Genomic DNA, 19,999 nt, shown 5'->3' on the forward strand with positions numbered 1-19,999 from the left:
CTGACTGACGCGATGTCCCGCGCGGGGGGTGTGCGCGCGGGGCGCGCGGGGCTGGACGGGCCTGTGGGGCGCTCGCCCGGGTCCGGGGGGCGCGGTCCGGGGCGGGCGGCCTTCGGCGCGCGAGGTCCGGTACCGGGTCCCGGAGTGCGGGGGTCCGGTCCCGGGGCGGGTGCGGGGGCGCCGGAGGTCCGGTCCTGGTCGCGGTCGCGGTCGTGGGGCGGGTGCCGGGGCGCCGAGGGTCCGGACCTGGTTCCGGTGGCGGTTCCGGTCCCCGGGGCGGGCGCTGGGGGCGTCAGGGGCCCGTTCCTGGGGCGGGCGGCGGGGCGCCGGGAGTCCGTCCCGTGCCCGGGGCGCCGGGAGTCCGTCCCGTGCCGGCCCGGCGCGGGCTGCGGCACGGGGCGGGCGGACTCCCGCGGTGGTGCGTGCGTGCGGGCGGGGCCCCGGGGCCCTGCCCGCATGGGGCGCCACCGGCGCCGGCGGTCAGCGGGGGCCGCTGTGCGCGTAGACCTGCTCCGTCCACCGGGCGATCTGCGGCGCGTTCAGGTGCTGGGCCAGGTCCGCCTCGCTGATCATCCCGACCAGGCGCTTCTCCTCGATGACCGGCAGCCGCCGGATCTGGTGCTCCTGCATCTCGTGGAGCACGGCGTCGACGTCCGCTCCGGCGTCGACCCAGCGCGGCGTCCCCTGGGCCATCTCACCCGCGGTCACCCGCGCCGGGTCGTGGCCCATGGCCACGCAGCCGACCACGATGTCCCGGTCCGTGAGAATGCCGCAGAGCCGCTCGTTCTCGTCGGCGATGGGCAGGGCGCCGACGTCCAGCCGGCGCATCAGCTGCGCCGCCCGGTCGAGGGTCTCGTGGGCGGGGATCCACTGGGCCCCCGGGTGCATGATGTCCTTGGCCGTCGTCATGAGGTGTGCCTCCTGGATGCCGTAGGCCCCGAGCCATGCCATTGTCGATGGGCCGTTCGGCGTACGCGACCGGGGACGACGGGACCGGCGACACGGCCCCGCGCCCTGGCCCCGGTCCGGCGCCCGGGCCCCGCGCCCTGGCCCCGGTCCCGCGCCCGGAACTCCGCGCGCCGGTCCCCGGCTCGGGCCCCGCGCCCGGGACCCCGCCCCCGAAACGGCCACGCGGTCCCCGCGCCCCGCCCCTGCCACCCGCCCCCCGCAAGCCGACGGCCCGCCCCGCGGGTGCGGGGCGGGCCGTCGTGCCGGCCGGGGCCGGGGTCAGACCAGCGGCTGCGCGCCGCGCTTCTTCAGCAGGCCGACCATCAGCTCCACCTCCGAGCGCTGGGCGTCCACCATGCCCTGGGCGAGCGACCGCTCGGTGCCGACCTCGCAGAGCCGCACACAGCCCTCGGCCATCGCCACACCGCCGTTGTGGTGGGTGATCATCAGCTGGAGGTAGTAGATCTCGGCCTCCTTGCCGTCCAGCCCCGCCAGCTTCGCCATCTCGGCCTTGGTCGCCATCCCCGGCATCAGCGGGGCGTCCTCGGCGTCGTCGGCGGCCCCGCCGTGGCCGGCGTGACCGGACGTGCCGCCGTCCCCGTGCATCCAGGCCATCGGCTCGCTGCCGGCCTCGACCTTGGGCAGGCCCCACAGGTCGAGCCAGCCCAGCATCATGCCGCGCTGGTTCGCCTGGGTGTTGGCGATGTCGTAGGCCAGCCTGCGGACCTCCTCGTCGTCGGTCCGGTCGCGGACGACGAACGACATCTCGACGGCCTGCTGGTGGTGGACCGACATGTCCCGCGCGAAGCCCGCGTCCGCGGAGGCGGACGACGGGGTGCTCGCGGCCGGCGTGCCGCCGCCCGCGGAGGCCACCGTGGCGGCGCCCGCGAACAGCAGCGCGAGCACGACGGCCGTGACCGCGGCCCAGTGCGTGCGGGTCATGCCCATCACTTGCCGCTCAGTCCGCCGGTGCAGGCGGCGCCGGGCTCCGGCGTCTGCGGGCCCTGCACGTACTTGGTGAAGAACTGGTTCACCCGCGGGTCGTCGGCGGAATCGACGGCCACCTGCTTGCCCCAGGCGCTGAGCATGATCGCGCCCTTCTGGTCCTTGTACGGGCTCATCAGGGTGAACGGGGTCTCCTTGACCTTCTCCCCGAGCTTCTTCACATCGGCCTCGGCGGCCTTGTCGGAGTAGGTCACCCAGACCGCGCCGTGCTCCAGGGAGTGGACCGCGTTCACGTCCGGTATCGCCTCGGTGTAGACGTCGCCGTCGCAGTTCATCCACACCTGGTTGTGGTCGCCGCCGACCGGGGGCTTCATCTCGTAGGTCACCGCGGTGTCCACGTGGTTGCGGCCCAGCTTCTTCGCGTCCCAGCTCTGCTCGCCGGTGACGGGCGCCTTCGCCGCGGCGGCCTCCTTGTCCTGCTCGTCCGACTTCTTGTTCAGGACGAACGCGCCGAAGCCGACGAGGGCGGCGACGACGACGGTGCTGACGCTGATGGTGATGATGCGGTTGCGGCGCTCACGGGCCTGCTCGGCCTTGCGCATCTGCTCTACGCGGGCCCGGCGCTCGTTGGTCGTGTTGCGGGAAGCCATGGTGGGGTCGTCCTTCGTGAGGATGGGGGATCTGCGGTGTGCGTCTGTACGTGTGCCGGGTGGCGTGCGGGCCGTGTCACGTCCGCAGCACTTGAAGGACGTGCAGATCGGGCGCGCGGGGCTGCGCCGCGGAGTGCCGGTGGCCGCCGGGGGGCGCGGGCGGCACGGTGTACGGCGGCTCGGCGGCGGCCTGGAGCGGGGTGTCGAGCGGTGGCGCGGTGAGCACGGCCGGGCTCAGCACGGGCATCAGCCCGCAGCCGCCCCGGTCGTACGGGCAGCCGAAGGTGGGCGTCCGGTCGTGCCCGGGGGCGGCGGAGAAGACGCCGCGGCCCTCGCCGGCCGGGTGGTGCGCGGGCGCGGGGCCGGTCCCGGTGCCGAGACAGAGGAAGAGCGCGCCGACGAGCGTCGCCACGGCACTCACCAGAGCCGTGGGACGCACACGGTGCGCGACGCGGACCCCCCGCGAACCCCTCATGGCCCGAGATCGTAGTGGGCGAGGGGAAGGGCCGGGAGGGCTGGTCCGTACCGGGCGCCGATCCCTCGGCGCCGAGAGCGGGACAAGCGGGTACGAAGCGCCCAAGTGTGCCACCGGTGAGGGGCGGGGCCCCTCGCCCGGGCACGGCGGAGGGGCCCCGCCGCGTCACACGGCGGAGCCCCTTCCCCTTCGGCCTTCGCGCCGCCGGGATCAGACCCGCTGCGACTCCCGCCCGCGGTCCGCGGCGGGCTCCCCGGTCCCGGTCCCGGTCGCGGTCCCGGTCGGGGGCGGGTCGCCGGCCGCCGTCGCGGCAGCATCCGCCGTCGCGGCACCGTCGGCCGCTCCGGCACGGGCCGTGAACAGCCGTCCCGGCCACCAGAACCACCGGCCGAGGTCCAGCGCGAGCGCCGGCACCAGCACGGTGCGGACGAGGAAGGTGTCCAGCAGCACCCCGATGCCCACCAGCACGCCGAGCTGGGCCATCGTCACCAGCGGCAGCACCGCGAACACGGCGAACGTCGCCGCCAGCACCACACCGGCGCTGGTGATCACGCCGCCCGTGGTGGTCAGGCCCTCCAGCACGCCCCGCCCGAGACCGAGGCGCTGCGCCTCCTCCCGGACCCGGTGCATCAGGAAGATGTTGTAGTCGATGCCGAGGGCCACCAGGAACACGAAGCCCATCAGCGGGATCGACCAGTCCACCCCCGCGAAGCCGAGGACGTGCTCGAAGAGCAGGTTGGACGCGCCGAGGGCCGCGAAGTACGAGATCACCACGGTGGCCAGCAGCAGGACCGGCGCGACGAGGGACCGCAGCAGCCCCACCAGCACCAGCAGCACGACCACCAGCACGGCCGGGATGACGGTGCGCAGGTCCCGGTCGGCGGCCCGCTGGGTGTCCAGCGCCTGCGCCGTGGTGCCGCCGACCAGGGCGTCCGCCCCCTCGACGGCGTGGGCCGCGGTGCGCAGCGCGTCCACGGTCTGCTTGGCGGCGTCCGAGTCCGGTGCGTCGGCGAGCACGACCCGGAGCGTGGCGAGCCGTCCGTCCGCGGTGCGCTCGCCGGCGTCGACGCGCGCCACCCCCTCGACGTCCGCGAGGGCGGCCCCGACCGCCCCGGCCCGGGCCGCGTTCGTCACTACGGTGGCGGGGTCGGACGCGCCGGACGGGTAGTGCGCCGAGAGGCGCTCCTGAACGACGACCGACTCGGGCTCGTCCTGGAACATCTCGGCCTGGGTGAGGCCCAGCGAGATCCCGGTCGCGCTCAGCGCCAGCACACCGGTCACCGCGACGGACATCAGCCACGACCAGCGCGGACGGCGGGCCACCGCGCCGCCGATGCGCGCCAAGACGGTGACCTGCTTCCGGACGGGCGTGCCGAGCCGCGGGACGAAGGGCCAGAACACCCAGCGCCCGGCGATCACCAGCAGGGCGGGCAGCACGGTGACCATGGCCAGGAAGCCGCAGACCACGCCGATCGCGCCGACGAGCCCGAGGGAACGCGAGGAGTTGATGTCGGCGAGCGACAGGCAGGCCAGGCCGACCGCGATCGTGCCGGCGGAGGCGAGCACGGCCGGGCCCGAGCGGCGCAGCGCCAGCCGCATCGCCGTGTGCCGGTCCTCGTGGCGGTGCAGCTCCTCGCGGTAGCGGGCGATCAGCAGCAGGGCGTAGTCCGTGCCGACACCGAAGACGAGGACCATCAGGATGCCCGCGCTCTGCGGGTCGACCGGCAGCCCGGCGTGCTTCGCCAGCAGATAGGTGCACACCTGGGTGAGGACGGCGGCGAAGCCGACGGCCAGCAGCGGGAAGAGCCACAGCACGGGGCTGCGGTAGGTGATGAGCAGCAGCACGGCGACCACCAGCGCGGTGGCGAGCATCAGGGTCGAGTCCAGCGAGCCGAAGACGGCGACCTGGTCCATCAGGGAGCCGGCCGGGCCGCCGACCGCGACGTCGAGACCGGGCGGGGCGTTGGCGGCGGCGATGTCGCGGATCTTCTCGACCCGGTTGCCGAGGTCGTCGCCGAGCGGCACGACCACCATCAGCGCCTTGCCGTCGTCGGAGGGCAGCGCCGGGGACATCCGCTGCCCCGGGGCGACGTGCTCGGCGAAGGCGCGCCGGTCCGCCTCGGCCTTGGCGCGGGCGTCCGCCCCGAGGGCGCCGTCCGTGCTGTAGACGGCGACGACGGGCATGATCTCGTCGGTGCGGAACCGCTCCAGCTCGGTGTTGACCCGGGCCGACTCGGCCCCGCGCGGCAGGAAGGCGTTGGGCCCGGTGTCCTCGACCTCGCCGAGCTTGCCGGCGAGCGGGCCGAGGGCGACGGCCAGGATCACCCAGCCGACCAGGACCAGCCACTTCGTACGCCGTCCGCCCGGCGCTGATGCCAGGCGCTTGATCAGCGCTTTCATGAGTAGTCTCCTGTGTGTGGAGTGAGTGGCACACCGCTGCGCGCCGTGGCGCGACGGGTTTGCAGACCTGCCGCGGGGCGGGCGATGTGCCTGGGACGTGATCTCCATGGGTACGGCCGGGAGTTGCAGCTCCTGGCCGTACCGCGTGAGGGGGCGCCGCACCGTTGGAGGGGGCGCCCTGGCGGGCGCGTCACTCGATCTCGCGCATCATCCGTTCCATCGAGGTGAGCGAGGACCTGGTCTGGGTCAGCTCGTCCAGGGTGCGCCGGTGCAGTTCGGTGCTGTCCTCCAGCAACTGCGCGTACTTCTCGGCGAGTTTGCGGTACTCGGTGTCGCGCGTCGCCAGCGCGCGGGCCCGCCAGGTCGCTGCGACCTGCCAGACGATGACGATGCACAACAGGAAGGCCCCGGCGGCCCCGACCGCTCCGACCACGTCGCCGCTCATTCCGCCTTCTCCTTCATCGCGTCCTTGTCCTTGTCCTTCTCGTCGCCCTTGTCGCCGGCCGGGCCCCTGGCCTCGTCCGTGAGCGTGTGCGCCGCCCGCGCGACGACCTCCGGGGTCAGCGCGTAGCAGAACGGCGTGAGCTCGAAGTACTTCATCGCCTTGCCGCCGTCGGAGAGCTCCAGCTCGCCGCGGACCAGCCCGGCCGCCTCCAGCCGCTGCAGGTGCATGTGCAGCAGGGGGCGCCCGATGGCCAGCTCCCGGGCGAGCCGGCTCACGTAGTCGCGGCCGTCGAGCAGGGCCGCGACGATCCGCATCCGGTGCGGATTGCCCAGGGCGGTGAGGATCTTCAGCAGCGCGTCGCCCGTGAGCTCCGGGCCCGCTTCCGGGTCCGGGTTCTCGCTCATCGCGCCCCCTTCTCTCGGGTGTGTCAGTTCAGGCTGACACACCCCGGGAGGACGTGTCAAAGAAACCTGACACATGTCCGGGTCGAGTGAGGGACCCCTCAGGGTCGTCCCCGGGTGTGCCCTGACACACAATGGGCTGAGCCGCGGTGCGCGCAACGCGCCTGAAACCCGGGAATGGCATCCTCGGGGCGGCAGCACGCGGCGGGACCGGCAACGATGGGTGGAATTCTCGAATGGACAAGCAGCAGGAATTCGTGCTCCGCACGCTCGAAGAGCGCGACATCCGCTTCGTGCGCCTGTGGTTCACCGACGTGCTGGGCTTCCTGAAGTCCGTCGCCGTGGCGCCCGCCGAGCTGGAGCAGGCCTTCGACGAGGGCATCGGCTTCGACGGCTCGGCGATCGAGGGCTTCGCCCGTGTATACGAATCGGACATGATCGCCAAGCCGGATCCGGCCACCTTCCAGATCCTCCCGTGGCGCGCCGAGGCCCCCGGCACCGCCCGGATGTTCTGCGACATCCTCATGCCGGACGGCTCCCCGTCCTTCGCCGACCCGCGCTTCGTGCTCAAGCGGATCCTCGCCAAGACCTCGGACCTGGGCTTCACCTTCTACACCCACCCCGAGATCGAGTTCTTCCTGCTCAAGGACAAGCCCGTCGACGGCAGCCGCCCCACGCCCGCCGACAACTCCGGCTACTTCGACCACACCCCGCAGAACGTGGGCATGGACTTCCGCCGCCAGGCGATCACCATGCTGGAGTCCATGGGCATCTCGGTGGAGTTCAGCCACCACGAGGGCGCGCCCGGCCAGCAGGAGATCGACCTCCGCTACGCCGACGCGCTGTCCACGGCGGACAACATCATGACGTTCCGCCTGGTCATGAAGCAGGTCGCGCTGGAGCAGGGCGTCCAGGCCACCTTCATGCCGAAGCCGTTCTCGGACTACCCCGGCTCCGGCATGCACACCCACCTCTCCCTCTTCGAGGGCGACCGCAACGCGTTCTACGAGTCCGGCTCGGAGTACCAGCTCTCCAAGGTCGGCCGCTCCTTCATCGCCGGCCTGCTCCGCCACGCCGCCGAGATCTCCGCCGTCACCAACCAGTGGGTCAACTCCTACAAGCGCATCTGGGGCGGCTCCACCCGCAGCGCGGGCGCCGGCGGCGAGGCCCCCTCCTACATCTGCTGGGGCCACAACAACCGCTCCGCCCTGATCCGCGTCCCCATGTACAAGCCCGGCAAGACCGGCTCCGCCCGCATCGAGGTCCGCTCGCTGGACTCCGGCTGCAACCCCTACCTCTCCTACGCGGTCCTCCTCGCCGCGGGCCTCAAGGGCATCGAGGAGGGCTACGAACTCCCCGCCGGCGCCGACGACGACGTATGGGCGCTCTCCGACTCCGAGCGCCGGGCCATGGGCATCACCCCGCTCCCGCAGAACCTCGGCGAGGCCATCGACCTGATGGAACGCAGCGAACTCGTCGCCGAGACCCTCGGGGAGCACGTCTTCGACTTCTTCCTCCGCAACAAGAAGCAGGAGTGGGAGGAGTACCGCTCGGAGGTCACCGCCTTCGAGCTCCGCAAGTCGCTGCCGGTGCTGTAGGGCGGGTCGGCGGCGCCCCTGACGATGGGGACGCGCCCGGGGCCGGCGGTCGGACGACCGCCGGCCCCGGGGCGTTTCCCTCGCCGGACGGCCTCCGCCCATGAGGGGGAGTGCTGTTGGATGGCGGGAATGGGGGGACTGGACGTCAGGATCCGCACCAAGCCCTGCAAGTGGTGCGGCCGACAGCTGAAGCAGCGCCGCTGGTGGCGGCCGAAGCGGTACTGCAACCGCTGGCACGCCACGAAGTACCGGATCGTGGACGCGACGGTGAACGTGCTCGACTCGCTGTGAGCGGCCTGGTGCCGATGAAACCCGGGCAGGCGTGGTGCGGGCATCCGGCGCTGGTCAACTAACCTTCCTGCCAAGGAAGTCGGCCGGTCCGGCGCCTTCCGGCCACAGTGGGTCGGTGCGGCGGGCGAGCGGGGCACAGGGGGACCGAGGATGACGACGGCGGTGCGGACCAAGCCGTGCAGGTGGTGCAAGCGGCGGCTGGAGCAGCGGCGGTGGTGGCGGCCGAAGCGGTACTGCGGGCACTGGCACGCGGCCAAGTACTGGACGGCGCAGCTGTTCGACATGATCTGAGGGCGCGGTCAGGCGGGCACGAGGGCGTCCCACTCCGCGCGGGTCGGGCCGTCGTACGTTGGGACGAAGTCCGGCCGGGCGGTGAGCCAGGCGGTGACGTGGCGGTCGATCTCCTCGGTGCCGTAGGCCGCGTCGGCCGGCAGGACGAGGTGCCGGACCTGGGCGCGGGCGCGCATGACGACGGGGTCGTCGAAGGCGCAGGCGGTGCGGGCGGCGGCCCGGCGGTCCGTGGGCGGGGAGCCCTCGGCGAGGCGTCGCCCGTTCGTGGTGTCGGCCGTCACCTGTTCGTCGAACCACGGGCGGAGGGTCCGGCGCGTCCAGGCGTGGTAGTCCGCCGGGTCCGCGGCGATGCCGTCGGCGTGGGCGGCGAGGTGCTGGGCGGCGATCAGGCCGAGGGCCGTGCCGTGGCCGAAGGTCGGGTTGGTGTGGATGAGGCTGTCACCGGCCGCGACCAGACCGGTGACGACCGGACCCGCCGCGTCGGCGAGGGCGGTCCAGCGGTTGTCCAGGCCCGCCATGAACAGGACCGGCGACTGCGGTTCGGGGTCCAGGCCGAGCCAGGCGGCGGTGGCGGGGAAGCGGCGGGCGACGGCCTCGAAGACCGCAGGGTCGCGGAGCGCGCCGCGGGTGGGGTCGTCCGTGGAGAGCACCACGCTCACCGCGAAGGTGTCGCCGTCGGACGGGAAGACACCGGCGAACGCGAACGGTGACGCCGAGCCGGTCTTCACGCGCCCGGGGTCACGGGGGCCGTCCGGGCGGAGGCGGTACCAGCGGCAGACGTAGGCGATCCCGGTGCGGTGGCTGTCGACGACGGGCGGCCGGCAGCCGGCCGCCCGCAGCCAGGCGGGGACCGGGGAGCGGCGGCCGGAGGCGTCGACGACGAGGTCCGCCCGGTGGGTGCGGCCGCCCGTCACGACGCCGGTGACCCGGGCCGGGGCGTCCATCCGCAGGGCGAGGGCCTCCACCCGGCTGCCCGTGCGCACCTCGACGGATGCCTCCCGGCGGACCGCCGCCGTGAGCGCGGCCTCCAGCACGATGCGGCGTGCGCGCAGGGTCACCAGTTCCTCGTCGCCGGACCGGCGCGGCGGATGCTCGTCGAACCAGTCGAACTCGTGCCACTCCCGGGCTCCGCGGGCCAGCAGGTCCGCGTGGACGTCGGGGGCCTCGGCGAGCAGCACCCGGCGCACCGGGGCGAGCAGCGAGTGGGGGTGGACGGCCTGCGGGGTGCGGGGCCTGGGCCAGTGGAAGAAGTCCCGGTGAAGGTCCTCGCCGGCCTGCCGCGGCTCCTGTTCGAACAGGGTGACGGGGTGGCCCCGCCGACCGAGCATCAGGGCCGTGCCGAGCCCGCTGATTCCCCCGCCGATCACCGCAACCCGCGCCACCCGAGCTCCCCTTCGCGTCGTGTTGCGGGGCGAGCCTACCGGGGCGGGGCCCGCGGGCCGGTGCAGGGTGCGCGGACGGGAGCCCGTGCATCGAGGACAGGTCCTGTCCTCGATGAACGCTCCTGCGGATGCGCTTCCCGTGGTGTGCGCCGACCCTGGAGAGGTGACGGGGGACTCTGCGTCGAGGAGGAAAACCTCATGTCCATGATGGACAAGCTCAAGAACATGCTCAAGGGCCACGAGGATCAGGCCGGCAAGGGCGTCGACAAGGCCGGAGACATGGTCGACGAGAAGACCCAGGGCAAGTACTCGGGCCAGGTCGACTCCGCCCAGGACCGCATGAAGCAGCAGTTCGGCGGCGGGGAGCAGGACAAGCCGCCCTCGCAGTGACACCCACGCACGCGGCCCGGGCCGGGGCGCACTCCCCGGCCCGGGCCGCCGCATGCCCGGGCCCGTACGGCACCGGGCGCGTCCCGGCCCGCGGTGCGGTCAGGCGGAGCGCTCCCACTCCTCGGCCGAGACGGGGTGGGCGAAGGGGCGGCCGGTCACGTACCGCTCCAGTTCGTCGGCGGCCGCGGCCGCCATCCGGTGGAGCTCGTTGCCCAGCGAGCCGGCGATGTGCGGGGTGAGCAGCACGTTGGGCAGCCCGTAGAGGGGCGAGCCGGGCGGCAGCACCTCGGGCACGGTCACGTCCAGGACCGCGTCGAGGCGCCCCGACACCAGCTCCTCGGTGAGCGCGTCCTGGTCCACCAGCGACCCCCGGGACGTGTTGATCAGCGTCGCCCCGGTCCGCAGCAGCGCCAGCCGGTCGCGGCTCAGCAGATGGCGGGTGGCGGGCAGTTCGGGCGCGTGCACGCTCACCACGTCGCTGCGGGAGCACAGTTCGTCCAGCTCCACGGCCCTCGCGCCGAGCCGCTCGGCCTCTCCCGGGAGCAGGTACGGGTCGTGCACCAGCAGCTCCAGGTCGTGCGGCCGCAGCAGTTCCAGCACCCGGCGGCCGATCCGGGAGGCGCCCACCACGCCCACGGTCCTGCGGTAGTTGCCCGCCGTGGCGTAGGCGGCCTGCCAGTCGTGGACGGCCCGGCGGTCCCGGTAGTCGTCGCGGATCCGCAGCAGGTCCTTGCCCGCGAGGAGCACGAAGGCGACGGTGTACTCGGCCACGGGCAGGGCGTTGGCCCAGGCCGCGGAGGTGACGGTGATGCCCCGGCGCCAGCAGGCGTCCGTGATGTGGTGCTTGACGGATCCGGCGGCGTGGATCACGGTGCGCAGCCGGGGCGCCCGGTCCAGCACCTCGCCGGTCAGCGGCGGGCAGCCCCAGCAGCTGATCAGGACCTCGGCCTCGCGCAGGGCGGCCGCCGCCGCAGGGGCGCCGAAGTCGTCGGCCACCAGCGACGGGTCGAGATCGGCGAGGCCGGTCAGCCGGCGCATCGTCGGCCCGTCGATCAGCCTGGCCGCGAGATCGGAGTGCATGGCGAGCAGCGCACGGGGGCGGCGGCCCGTCGTCGGCGGCCGGAGGGCGCCGGGGGCGGAGGGGAGGGTGGGCACGGGCTGCTCCCGGAGGGGGTTGTGCGCGGCGGTCGGCTGGGGGGCGCGGGCGGCGGAGGTCACTTGACCGCCCCGGCGGTCATGCCCGCCTTCCAGAAGCGCTGGAGTCCGACGAAGGCGACGACCAGCGGCACGACGGCGAGCAGCGAGCCGGTCACGACCATGGGGTAGTACTCGGGGAAGGCGCGGGTCTGGGTGTTCCACGCGTACAGGCCGAGGCTCACCGGGAAGAGCTCGGTGTCGGAGAGCATCACCAGCGGCAGGAAGAAGTTGTTCCAGATGGCGGTGAACTGGAACAGGCAGATGGTGACGAAGCCCGGCATCACCATCCGCAGCCCGATCGACCAGAAGGTGCGCAGTTCCCCGGCGCCGTCCATCCGCGCGGCCTCCAGCACCTCCCCGGGAATGTATCCGCGGCAGAAGACCCGGGCGAGGTAGACCCCGAACGGATTGACCAGCGAGGGCACGAAGACGGCCCAGAAGGTGTTGACGACCCCGGCCTTCGAGGCGAGCAGGTACATGGGCAGGGCCAGCGCCGTGGTCGGCACGAGGACGCCCAGCAGGACCAGGCCGAACAGCTTCTCCTTGCCGGGGAAGCGGTACACGTGGAAGGCGTAGCCGGCGGCGACGCAGATGAAGGCGCAGAGCACGGCGCCGACTCCCGCGTACAGCAGCGAGTTGAGGTACCAGCGGAAGTAGATCCCGTCCCCGGTGGCGGCCAGGTCGGCGAGGTTCTGCCCCAGGTGCCAGCGGTCGGGGGTGAGGGTCCGGCCGCCGAGCAGGTCACCGGTGTTCTTGGCGGCCGCGGTCACCAGCCACACCAGCGGCAGCACCATGTAGAGCGTGGCCAGCAGCAGGACGCCGTTGACGGCGGCCTTCGACATCGACCGGTGGTGGCGCCGGGCGGTGTCCAGCGGGGGCGGCGGGGCCTGGCGCTGCGGCCTGCGGGGCCGCGCGGGGGCTGCGGTGCTCATGCGTGTCCTCCCTTTCCGGATCGCCTCGCGGATGCCTTCGCGGTTGCCTTCGCGGATCCCTCCCCGGATCCGGAACGGCCGCCGGAGAACCGGGTGACCAGGAACGAGAGGGCGGCGGCGGCCAGCGCCAGCAGCACGGAGGAGGCCGCGGCGAGGCCGTAGTCGTTGCGCTCGAACGCGGCGGTGTAGGCGTACATGTTGGGCGTCCAGGTGGTGACGACGCCGGGGGCCGCGCCGTGCAGGATCATCGGTTCGGTGAAGAGCTGAAGCGAGCCGATCACAGTGAAGAGGCCCACCATGGCCAGCGACGGCCGGATGAGCGGCACCTTGATGCTCAGGGCGGTGCGCAGCGGCCCGGCGCCGTCGACGACGGACGCCTCCAGCACCTCGCGGGGGATCGCCTGGAGCGCGGCGAAGAAGATGATCAGGTTGTAGCCCGTCCACTCCCAGAGCGCGATGTTGACCACCGCGGGCACCGGCGTGCCGAGTATGTCGGCCTGGACGCCGGCCGCGTCCAGTGCCCCGATCACCGGGCTGACGCCGGGGGTGTAGAGGTACATCCAGATCAGGGCGGCGATGATGCCGGGCACCGCGTGCGGCAGGAACAGCGCGAGCTGGAAGAAGCGCTTGGCGCGGGCGAGGGTCGAGTCGAGCAGCAGGGCGAGCAGCAGCGACAGGCCCGTCATCAGGGGGATGTAGAGCAGGCAGTACAGCGCGAGGTTGAGGAAGCCGTCGCGGAACGCCGGGTCGCCCAGCGCGGCCGTGTAGTTGCCGAGCCCGCTGAAGACGCGCTCCACGCCGCCGAAGCCGAGGCCCGAACGCTTCTCGCTGTAGAGGCTGAGGTGGACGGCGTTGCCGATGGGGACGAGGGTGCAGACGGTGAACAGGACGAAGAACGGGAGCAGCAGCACGGCCGGGGCCCCCGGCCGCCACCGCCGCCGGGGGGCGGGGCGGCCGGCCGGGGAGCCGGTGCTCAGGGGCACGGCCATCAGCGGGTCACCTTGAGCCCGCGGTTCTCCAGCTCCTTCACGGTGGCCGCCTCGGCCTTCCGGACGGCGATCATGATGTCGTCGCCGCCGCTGTGGACCTTGGCGAAGGAGTCCTTGAGGGAGTTGTTGGTGGTGCCCATCACCGGGCCCCACGTCCAGTCGGCGCGGATCGACCCGGCGGCGTCCGCGAAGAGGCCGTAGAGGTCCTGGTCGCCGAAGAGGGTGCTCTTGAAGGCGCCCTCGGCCACCGGGAGCAGGGCGGGCGCTGCCGGGTAGGCGGACGAGGTGCCGCTCTCGATGCGGGCCTTCATGCCCTCCTCGGTGGTGGTCGCCCAGCGGGCGAACGCCACGGCGGCCTCGGCCTTGTCGCTGTCCTTGGACACGGCGAACGTGGTGCCGCCGAGCATCCCGCTGCCGGGGGTGCCGTCGAAGGTGGGCATCGGGGCGGCCGCCCACGCGCCGCTCTGGTCGGGGAGGGTGCCGCCGAGCACGCCGGCGCCCCAGCTCGCGCCCAGGTAGCCGACGGTCTGCCCCTTCTGGAGGGAGGCGGTCCACTGCTGCGAGAAGGAGGGCGCGACCTGGACGAGGTCGTCGTCGATCATGCCCTGCCAGAACTCCGCGGCCTTCTTGGTGCCCGCGTCCTGGAAGGCGACCTTCCAGGAGTCGTCCCCGGCCTTGAACCACTGGGCGCCGGCCTGCCAGGCCATGGCCTCGAAGGTGTTGGGGTCGTCGGGGAAGAAGGTGGCGATACGGGCCGCCGGGTCGGCCTTCCTGATCTTCTCGGCGTCCGCGCGGAACGCGTCCCAGGTCTTCGGCGGGGTGGTGATCCCGGCCTTCTCGAAGACGTCCTTGCGGTAGAAGAACGCCTGCGGCGCGGCGTCCAGCGGGAGGGCCCAGGTGGATCCGCCGAGGGTCGTCATCTGCATGGCCTGCGGCAGGTACTGCGCCTTGAGGTCGTCGGAGACGTGCTCGCCGATGTCCTGGACGGCGCCCCGGCTGACGAAGTCGGGGAGCTGCGGATACTCGACGTTGAAGACGTCGGGGGCGTTGCCCGCCTTCACGGCGTTGGAGATCTTGGCGTAGCCGCCCGCGTTGCCGGACGGGATCTCCTGGAAGGTGACGCGGATGTCCTGCTGGGAGGCGTTGAAGGCGTCCACGACCTCCTGGGTCCCCTTGGTCCAGCCCCAGAAGGTGAGGGTGACGGGGCCGTCCTTCGCGGACGCGTCGGCGCCCTCGCCGGATCCGCACGCGGAGAGCGTGGCGAGACACAGCGCGGTCGCCGCCGCGAGCAGGCCCGAACCGAAGGCTCTGCGGCGGGCCGGCCGGCGGGGGAGGGAGGAGGAAGGCATGGCGCGGCTCCTTGGAGAGGTCACGGGCACCGGAGTCCGCCCGGCGCCGCGAGGTCACGCTGAATTGACGGCCATCCTGGGGTGCACTTCGATCGCCGTCAAGACTTTTCGATCGAATGATCTGATTCGATCGATCTGGGGTCGCTGGGTTGCGGGGGTGAAAACACGGCGTGGACATGCGGAAACCTGCCTCTTCCCGTCCGTCGGCAGGGGCTGGTACCGTGCGATCGAAGTGATTACTTGATCAGGGTGGTGATACGGGGTGCCATCCGCTCACCCCGGGCGGGAACCCCGGGACGGACCCGCCGCCGGCCGTCCCTCCGCCGCCCGAGGCAGCCGCCGACGAAGGATCCCGCCATGCAGCTCCCGCCCGAGGACCGCGCCCTCAGCCCCCGCACCGGCTGGACCAGGGCCCACTGGGAGGCGGCCGCCGACGGCATGCTCGCCGCCGTGCGGCCCTACGCCGGCCCCCGCCACGCGCTGATCGACCTCCCGGGCCCGCGCCCCAGCGTCTCCGGCCGGCGCTCCGACGGCCTGGAGGGCTACGCCAGAACCTTCCAGCTCGCCGCCCTGAGGGTGGCCGGCGCCGGCGGCGAGGACCCGCACAACCTGCTGGAGCGCTACGCCGAGGGCCTGGACGCGGGCACCCGCACCCCCACCGCCGAACGCGACCTCGCGGACGGCGACACCACCTCCTGGGGCGTGATCACCGACCGGAGCCAGGCCATGGTCGAGGCCTCCTCCGTCGCCCTGAGCCTGCGCCTCACCCGGCCCTGGCTGTGGGACCGGCTCGACGACGGCGTCCGCGAACGGGCCGGGCGCTGGCTCGCGGGAGCCCTCCACCACCTGCCGCACGACAACAACTGGTGGCTGTTCCCCCTGACCGTCGGCGGCTTCCTCGCCGAAGCGGGCATCGAGACCGAGGCCGCGGAAGCGGCCGTCGACCGGGGGCTCGCCGCGATCGAGCAGTGGTACCTCGGCGACGGCTGGTACACCGACGGACGCCCCCGCGCCTTCGACCACTACAACGGCTGGGCCCTCCACCTGCTGCCGGTCCTCCACGCCCACCTCACGGGCGACACGGCGCTCACCGCCGCGTACGGCGACCGGCTCGCCGCCCATCTCGACGGCTACGCCTCGCTGTTCGGCGGCGACGGCGCCCCGGTCCACCAGGGCCGCTCGCTGAGCTACCGGTTCGGCGCGGCGGCCGCCGTCTGGGCCGGCGCCCTCACCGGCCGGGCCCCCCTGACACCCGGCACCACCCGCCGGATCGCCTCCGGCGCACTGCGCTACTTCCTCGACCGGGGGGCCCTCGACGAACGGGGACTGCTCACCCTCGGCTGGCACGGCCCCTGGGCCCCGCTGGTGCAGCCCTACTCGGGCCCCGCCTCGCCCTACTGGTCCGCCTGCGGCTTCCTCGGGCTCCTGCTGCCGCCCGACCACCCCGCCTGGACGGCGACCGAGGAGCCGGCGCCCGCCGAACGGGCCGACCGTGTAAGGGCGTTGCCCGGGCCCGGCTGGCTGGCCCAGACCACCGCGGCGGACGGTGTCGTACGCCTCCACAACCACGGCAGCGACGACCAGCCCCGCGACCAGGTCACCCCCGACGAGCCGCTCTACGCGGCCCTCGCCCACTCCACCGTGACCGGTCCGACCACAGATCTGCCGGACAACCACTTCGGCCTGGAGACGGGGGAGACGGAGACCGAGGAGACGGGGGCGCAGGGGCCGGGGGCGGGCGGCGGTGTCAGCGGACGCGGCCGGATCGAGCCCCTCGGCACGGGCCCGGGCTGGGCCGCGTCGGCCCACCGGCCCCGGAGCGGCGGCCGGGAGATCCCCGGCGTCACCGTCACCGCGCTGACCCTCGCCCACGGGGCCGACGAACTCCGCTGCCACGTCGTGGCGGGCGCGGCGCCCGGGACCGCCGTCGTGCACGGCGGCTGGGCGGTGACCGGCGAGAGCGTGGACACCCGCGTGCACACCGGCGACCGGCCCGGCGGCGTCGCCGTCACCGGTGCCGGACTCCGCTCCGAGGCGCGGTGCCTGTGGGGGCTGACCGAGGCACGGGTCCACCGGTCCGGCGCGCCCACGGCCTTCGGCCCGTCGGCTGCCGCTCCGGTGCTGCGCGGCGTCGTCACCGAAGGCGCCGGCTCCCTGTTCGCCGCCGCGTTCCGCCTCGACGGGCCCGGGGCCGACGGCGGCGACGACCGCCCGCGGACCGCCGTCACCCGTCTCCCGGACGACGGCTGGTCCCTCACGGTGACCTGGCCGGACGGATCCGCCCACCACGCGGAACTGCACCCGTGGCGGGTGCGGGTGACGTCGGGGCCCCGGGGCTGAGGGCCGCGCGGGGCCGGACCTCCTCAGCCCGTCCGGCGTGTGAGGGCACGGCCGTAGGCCGTGCCGGGGGCGTACCGGCCCTGTGTGCGCAGCCCGGTTCGGCGGGGCCGCCCGGGCGCTCGGCGCCGCGGACACTGCCCCGCGCCCCGCGCCGCGATCTCCTCCTCCGGCCTGGCGGCCGTGGGAGGTGCCCCCCCCCGTGAGGGCTGGAAGGTGGCCGGCCGTCCCCGCGGGGCCGACCCGCGGTCCGCATCGTGCGGGTCCGCCGACGGTGTCCGTCAGCTCACCGGCGCGCCGCAGGACTTGCGGATCTTGAGGGTCGGGAGCAGCTCGGTCTGGTGGACCGGCAGGTCGTCGCCCTCCGAGAGACGCCGGAGCAGCAGGCCCAGCGCCTCCGAGCCGACCGCGCGCTTCGGCGGGGCCACCGCGGTCAGGGGCGGCTCGGAGAGGGAGGCGTACACGTCGTCGTACGAGATCAGGGCCATGTCCTCGGGCACCGTGAGGCCGTGGGCGCGCAGCAGCGGCGGGAGCTGGATGGCGTCCTGGTCGTTGTGCACCAGCACCGCCCGCACGCCCGAGCGGGCGGCCTCGGCGATCCGGGCGGCCAGGTCGCCGTCGTCCCCGGGCGAACGCGGGCCGGCGGGCGAGGGCACGTCGATCACCGGCAGTTCCGCCAGGCCCAGTTGCCCCACCGCCGCCGCGTACCCCGCGCGGACCTCGTGGGCGGTACGGGTGTCGGCGCGGGCGGCCAGCAGCACCGAGGTGTGGCCGAGCCCGGCGAAGTGGCGCAGCGCGAGCAGCACCCCGTGGCGGTGGTTCGAGCAGACCGCGTCGAGCCGGGCCGCCGGGCTGGCAGGGGCGGCCCGGCGCTCGGCGAGGACGGCGGGCACCGGCAGCTCGCCGAGCCAGTCGCTGCCCACCAGCCCCTCGCCGGGCGTCCAGTTGGGGGTGAGCAGCAGCCCGTCGACGTCCGACTCCAGCAGCCGCTCGACCTGGGCGCGGTCGCTGTCGGCCCCGTACGGGGCGATGCCGAGGATCACCCGCGCGCCCGCCGCCGTCGCCGCGGCGCTGGCCCCGGCGACGACCTCGTCGAAGTACTGGCCGACGGTCGGCACCAGCATGCCGATCACCCGGCCCTGCCCGCCGCCCCGTCCGCCGGCGGCCCCGCTGGGCAGCGCGACCGAGCCGTGGGTCCGCTCCAGCCTGCCGTCGTCGGCGAGCGCGGCGACGTCCCGCCGGACGGTCACCGCGGGGATGCCGAGGCGCTCGGCCAGCTCCACGACCCGGATCGACCCGGCCTCGCGCACCAGACCGAGGATGCGGGTGCGCCGTTCCTGTGCCGAAGCGGCCATGGCTTCTCCTCTGGGATGTTGGGCTCCGGATCGGGCACCGCCCGCTCGGGTGGAGCGCCGCCGAGGGGCGGCCGACTCTGCCTGAGACCGTATCTGATCACGGGCTGGTCATCTGATCAAACCTGAACAGCGGGCCCGCGGCCGGCCGGCGCGTCAGCGGCCTTCAGAGGTAGCACTCCAGGATCAGCGGCAGGTCCTCCAGCCACTCCTGGAGGCGGGACCGGCGGCGCGCCGTCAGCAGGCAGTGGTGGACGGCGCCGTCACGGAGGCGGACGACGACGCGGAGGTGCTTGGGCCCCTCGGGCGCGTACTGGACGGTGCCGATCTCGGGCCAGGAGAAGTGGAGATGGTGCTCGTCCGTGCTCAGCGCGACGCCCGAGGCGTCGATCAGGACCGAGGCCCTGGGGTCGACGGCCATGAACACGGGCTCGGCGCCGTCCGGGGGGAAGGGGGCGGTGGGCGCCTGGTGGTACGGCGGCGCCGCGCCGTACGGTCCGGCGGTGGGCGGCGCCGCACCGTAAGGGGCGGCGGCGGACGGCGTCCCGGCGAACGGGGCCGCACCGTGCGGCGGGGTTCCGAACGGGGTGGCGCCGTGCGGCGGAGGCCCGAACGGCGAGGCCCCGTACGGCGCGTAGGAGGGCGGCGGCGGGAGCGCCACCGTGGGCGGGTGGGCGGCCGGATCGGGCAGGAACAGGTCCAGCAGGCTCTCCGGCGTGGGCCGCCCGCCGGGCTCCTTCGCCAGGCACGCCGCCACGGCCGGCCGCAGCCCCTCCGGCACCGCCCCGAGGTCCGGCGGCTCGTGCACCGACCGGTACATCAGCCCCATCGGCGTGCCCGCTCCGAAGGCGCTGCCGCCCGCCGCCGCCACCAGCACGGCGCCCAGCGCGAACACGTCGGCGGCGCCGCCGACCTCCTGCCCCTGCGCCTGCTCGGGCGCCAGGAACCCCGGGGTCCCGAAGGCCGTCCCGGTGGCCGTCAGCCGGGTCGACTCCAGCGCCCGCGCGATCCCGAAGTCCAGGACCCGGGGGCCGTCCTCGGCCATGATGATGTTGCCGGGCTTCAGGTCCCGGTGCACCAGCCCGCAGGCGTGGATGGCGGCCAGCGCCTCGGCGAGGGCGGCGCCCAGCCGCCGCAGCCGGGCCTCGTCCATCGGGCCCCCGTCCGCGATCAGGGCGGAGAGCGTCGGCCCGGGGATGTACGCCGTGGCCAGCCAGGGGGCCGCCGCGTCCGGGTCCGCGTCCACCACCGGGGCCGTGTGGAAGCCGCCCACGCTGCGCGCGGCGGCGACCTCGGCGCGGAACCGCTCACGGAAGTGGGGGTCGGAGGCGAGTTCGGGGCGGGCCACCTTCACGGCCACGGCACGCCCGCCGCGCGAGCGCGCCAGATAGACGGTGCCCATGCCGCCGGCGCCCAACTCCCGCTCCACGGCGTACCCGCCGATACGCTCCGGCAGGCCCGAGCCGTCCACACCCTGCACCATCCGCCGTCTGCCCCCTCGTTCCCGGCGCACAGTATGACGCACCGGCAGCCCCCTCCCGGGCGTCACCGGGAGGGGGCCGCCGCAGCGGGCGGGAGAACCGGTGCCGCACCGCGCCCGGCGGCCCCGCGCCGGCGTGACGGCGGG

At 74.1% G+C, this 19,999-nt stretch carries 19 protein-coding genes; 5 read left to right on the plus strand and 14 right to left on the minus strand.

The features are described 5' to 3' along the window. Nucleotides 1-480: 480 nt before the first annotated feature. The 7 genes from JE024_RS24960 to JE024_RS24990 form a co-directional block, all read right to left on the minus strand. On the minus strand, nucleotides 481-909 hold the full coding sequence (locus tag JE024_RS24960) for a CBS domain-containing protein (RefSeq protein ID WP_205375728.1): 429 nt from the start codon (nucleotides 907-909) through the stop codon (nucleotides 481-483). A gap of 318 nt (nucleotides 910-1,227) precedes the next feature. Beyond that, entirely contained in the window at nucleotides 1,228-1,890 is a 663-nt protein-coding gene (locus JE024_RS24965) for a DUF305 domain-containing protein (RefSeq protein WP_205375729.1), read from the minus strand. A 5-nt stretch (nucleotides 1,891-1,895) separates the two neighbouring features. Further along, on the minus strand, nucleotides 1,896-2,543 hold the full coding sequence (locus JE024_RS24970) for a thioredoxin-like domain-containing protein (RefSeq protein WP_205375730.1): 648 nt from the start codon (nucleotides 2,541-2,543) through the stop codon (nucleotides 1,896-1,898). Nucleotides 2,544-2,619: 76 nt separating this feature from the next. Next, nucleotides 2,620-2,955, minus strand: a complete 336-nt coding sequence (locus JE024_RS24975) for a hypothetical protein (protein WP_244883063.1) — start codon at nucleotides 2,953-2,955, stop codon at nucleotides 2,620-2,622. A gap of 273 nt (nucleotides 2,956-3,228) precedes the next feature. Next, a complete protein-coding gene (locus tag JE024_RS24980) occupies nucleotides 3,229-5,418 on the minus strand; it encodes an MMPL family transporter (RefSeq protein WP_205375732.1) in 2,190 nt (729 codons plus the stop codon). Nucleotides 5,419-5,608: 190 nt separating this feature from the next. Continuing rightward, entirely contained in the window at nucleotides 5,609-5,863 is a 255-nt protein-coding gene (locus JE024_RS24985) for a hypothetical protein (protein WP_205375733.1), read from the minus strand. Beyond that, nucleotides 5,860-6,267 carry an ArsR/SmtB family transcription factor gene (locus JE024_RS24990; RefSeq protein ID WP_205375734.1) on the minus strand — a complete coding sequence of 136 codons (408 nt, stop codon included), beginning with the start codon at nucleotides 6,265-6,267 and terminating at the stop codon, nucleotides 5,860-5,862. Before JE024_RS24990 ends, JE024_RS24985 begins: the two co-directional genes overlap by 4 nt. Nucleotides 6,268-6,500: 233 nt before the next feature. Here JE024_RS24990 and glnA2 point away from each other — a divergent pair, with 233 nt between their 5' ends. The 3 genes from glnA2 to JE024_RS25005 all read left to right on the plus strand — a co-directional run bounded on the left by glnA2 (nucleotide 6,501) and on the right by JE024_RS25005 (nucleotide 8,444). Then, nucleotides 6,501-7,862, plus strand: a complete 1,362-nt coding sequence (gene glnA2, locus JE024_RS24995) for a gamma-glutamylpolyamine synthetase GlnA2 (RefSeq protein WP_205375735.1) — start codon at nucleotides 6,501-6,503, stop codon at nucleotides 7,860-7,862. A gap of 120 nt (nucleotides 7,863-7,982) precedes the next feature. Next, on the plus strand, nucleotides 7,983-8,153 hold the full coding sequence (locus JE024_RS25000; protein ID WP_205375736.1) for a hypothetical protein: 171 nt from the start codon (nucleotides 7,983-7,985) through the stop codon (nucleotides 8,151-8,153). A 150-nt stretch (nucleotides 8,154-8,303) separates the two neighbouring features. Beyond that, nucleotides 8,304-8,444, plus strand: a complete 141-nt coding sequence (locus JE024_RS25005) for a hypothetical protein (protein WP_205375737.1) — start codon at nucleotides 8,304-8,306, stop codon at nucleotides 8,442-8,444. An 8-nt stretch (nucleotides 8,445-8,452) separates the two neighbouring features. On the opposite strand, the gene JE024_RS25010 is transcribed toward JE024_RS25005, so the two are convergent. Then, entirely contained in the window at nucleotides 8,453-9,826 is a 1,374-nt protein-coding gene (locus JE024_RS25010; RefSeq protein ID WP_205375738.1) for an FAD-dependent oxidoreductase, read from the minus strand. A gap of 198 nt (nucleotides 9,827-10,024) precedes the next feature. Between JE024_RS25010 and JE024_RS25015 the strand changes: the two genes are divergently transcribed. Next, on the plus strand, nucleotides 10,025-10,216 hold the full coding sequence (locus tag JE024_RS25015) for an antitoxin (protein ID WP_205375739.1): 192 nt from the start codon (nucleotides 10,025-10,027) through the stop codon (nucleotides 10,214-10,216). A 99-nt stretch (nucleotides 10,217-10,315) separates the two neighbouring features. Here JE024_RS25015 and JE024_RS25020 read toward each other — a convergent pair whose 3' ends face one another. From JE024_RS25020 to JE024_RS25035, 4 genes are all read right to left on the minus strand, one after another. Beyond that, the gene (locus tag JE024_RS25020) at nucleotides 10,316-11,296 is read right to left on the minus strand and encodes a hydroxyacid dehydrogenase (protein WP_205376715.1); all 981 of its coding nucleotides are present in this window, start codon (nucleotides 11,294-11,296) and stop codon (nucleotides 10,316-10,318) included. 134 nt (nucleotides 11,297-11,430) lie between these two features. After that, complete coding sequence (locus JE024_RS25025) at nucleotides 11,431-12,255, minus strand: carbohydrate ABC transporter permease (RefSeq protein ID WP_205376716.1); 825 nt, start codon at nucleotides 12,253-12,255, stop codon at nucleotides 11,431-11,433. Between the two features lie 86 nt (nucleotides 12,256-12,341). Continuing rightward, nucleotides 12,342-13,334: a carbohydrate ABC transporter permease gene (locus JE024_RS25030; protein ID WP_244883064.1), complete on the minus strand. Its 993-nt coding sequence runs from the start codon at nucleotides 13,332-13,334 to the stop codon at nucleotides 12,342-12,344. Beyond that, nucleotides 13,334-14,683 carry an ABC transporter substrate-binding protein gene (locus JE024_RS25035; protein WP_205375740.1) on the minus strand — a complete coding sequence of 450 codons (1,350 nt, stop codon included), beginning with the start codon at nucleotides 14,681-14,683 and terminating at the stop codon, nucleotides 13,334-13,336. Before JE024_RS25035 ends, JE024_RS25030 begins: the two co-directional genes overlap by 1 nt. Before the next feature lie 357 nt (nucleotides 14,684-15,040). Between JE024_RS25035 and JE024_RS25040 the strand changes: the two genes are divergently transcribed. Next, nucleotides 15,041-17,023, plus strand: a complete 1,983-nt coding sequence (locus JE024_RS25040; RefSeq protein WP_205375741.1) for a DUF2264 domain-containing protein — start codon at nucleotides 15,041-15,043, stop codon at nucleotides 17,021-17,023. A 278-nt stretch (nucleotides 17,024-17,301) separates the two neighbouring features. Here JE024_RS25040 and JE024_RS25045 read toward each other — a convergent pair whose 3' ends face one another. Both JE024_RS25045 and JE024_RS25050 read right to left on the minus strand, forming a co-directional pair. Then, nucleotides 17,302-18,375 (minus strand): substrate-binding domain-containing protein, encoded by a 1,074-nt coding sequence (locus tag JE024_RS25045; RefSeq protein WP_205375742.1) that lies wholly within the window; start codon nucleotides 18,373-18,375, stop codon nucleotides 17,302-17,304. Between the two features lie 163 nt (nucleotides 18,376-18,538). Further along, entirely contained in the window at nucleotides 18,539-19,855 is a 1,317-nt protein-coding gene (locus tag JE024_RS25050) for a serine/threonine-protein kinase (protein WP_205375743.1), read from the minus strand. Nucleotides 19,856-19,999: the final 144 nt, after the last annotated feature.

Origin of the sequence: Streptomyces zhihengii, assembly GCF_016919245.1 — a bacterium.
Classification (GTDB): domain Bacteria; phylum Actinomycetota; class Actinomycetes; order Streptomycetales; family Streptomycetaceae; genus Streptomyces; species Streptomyces zhihengii.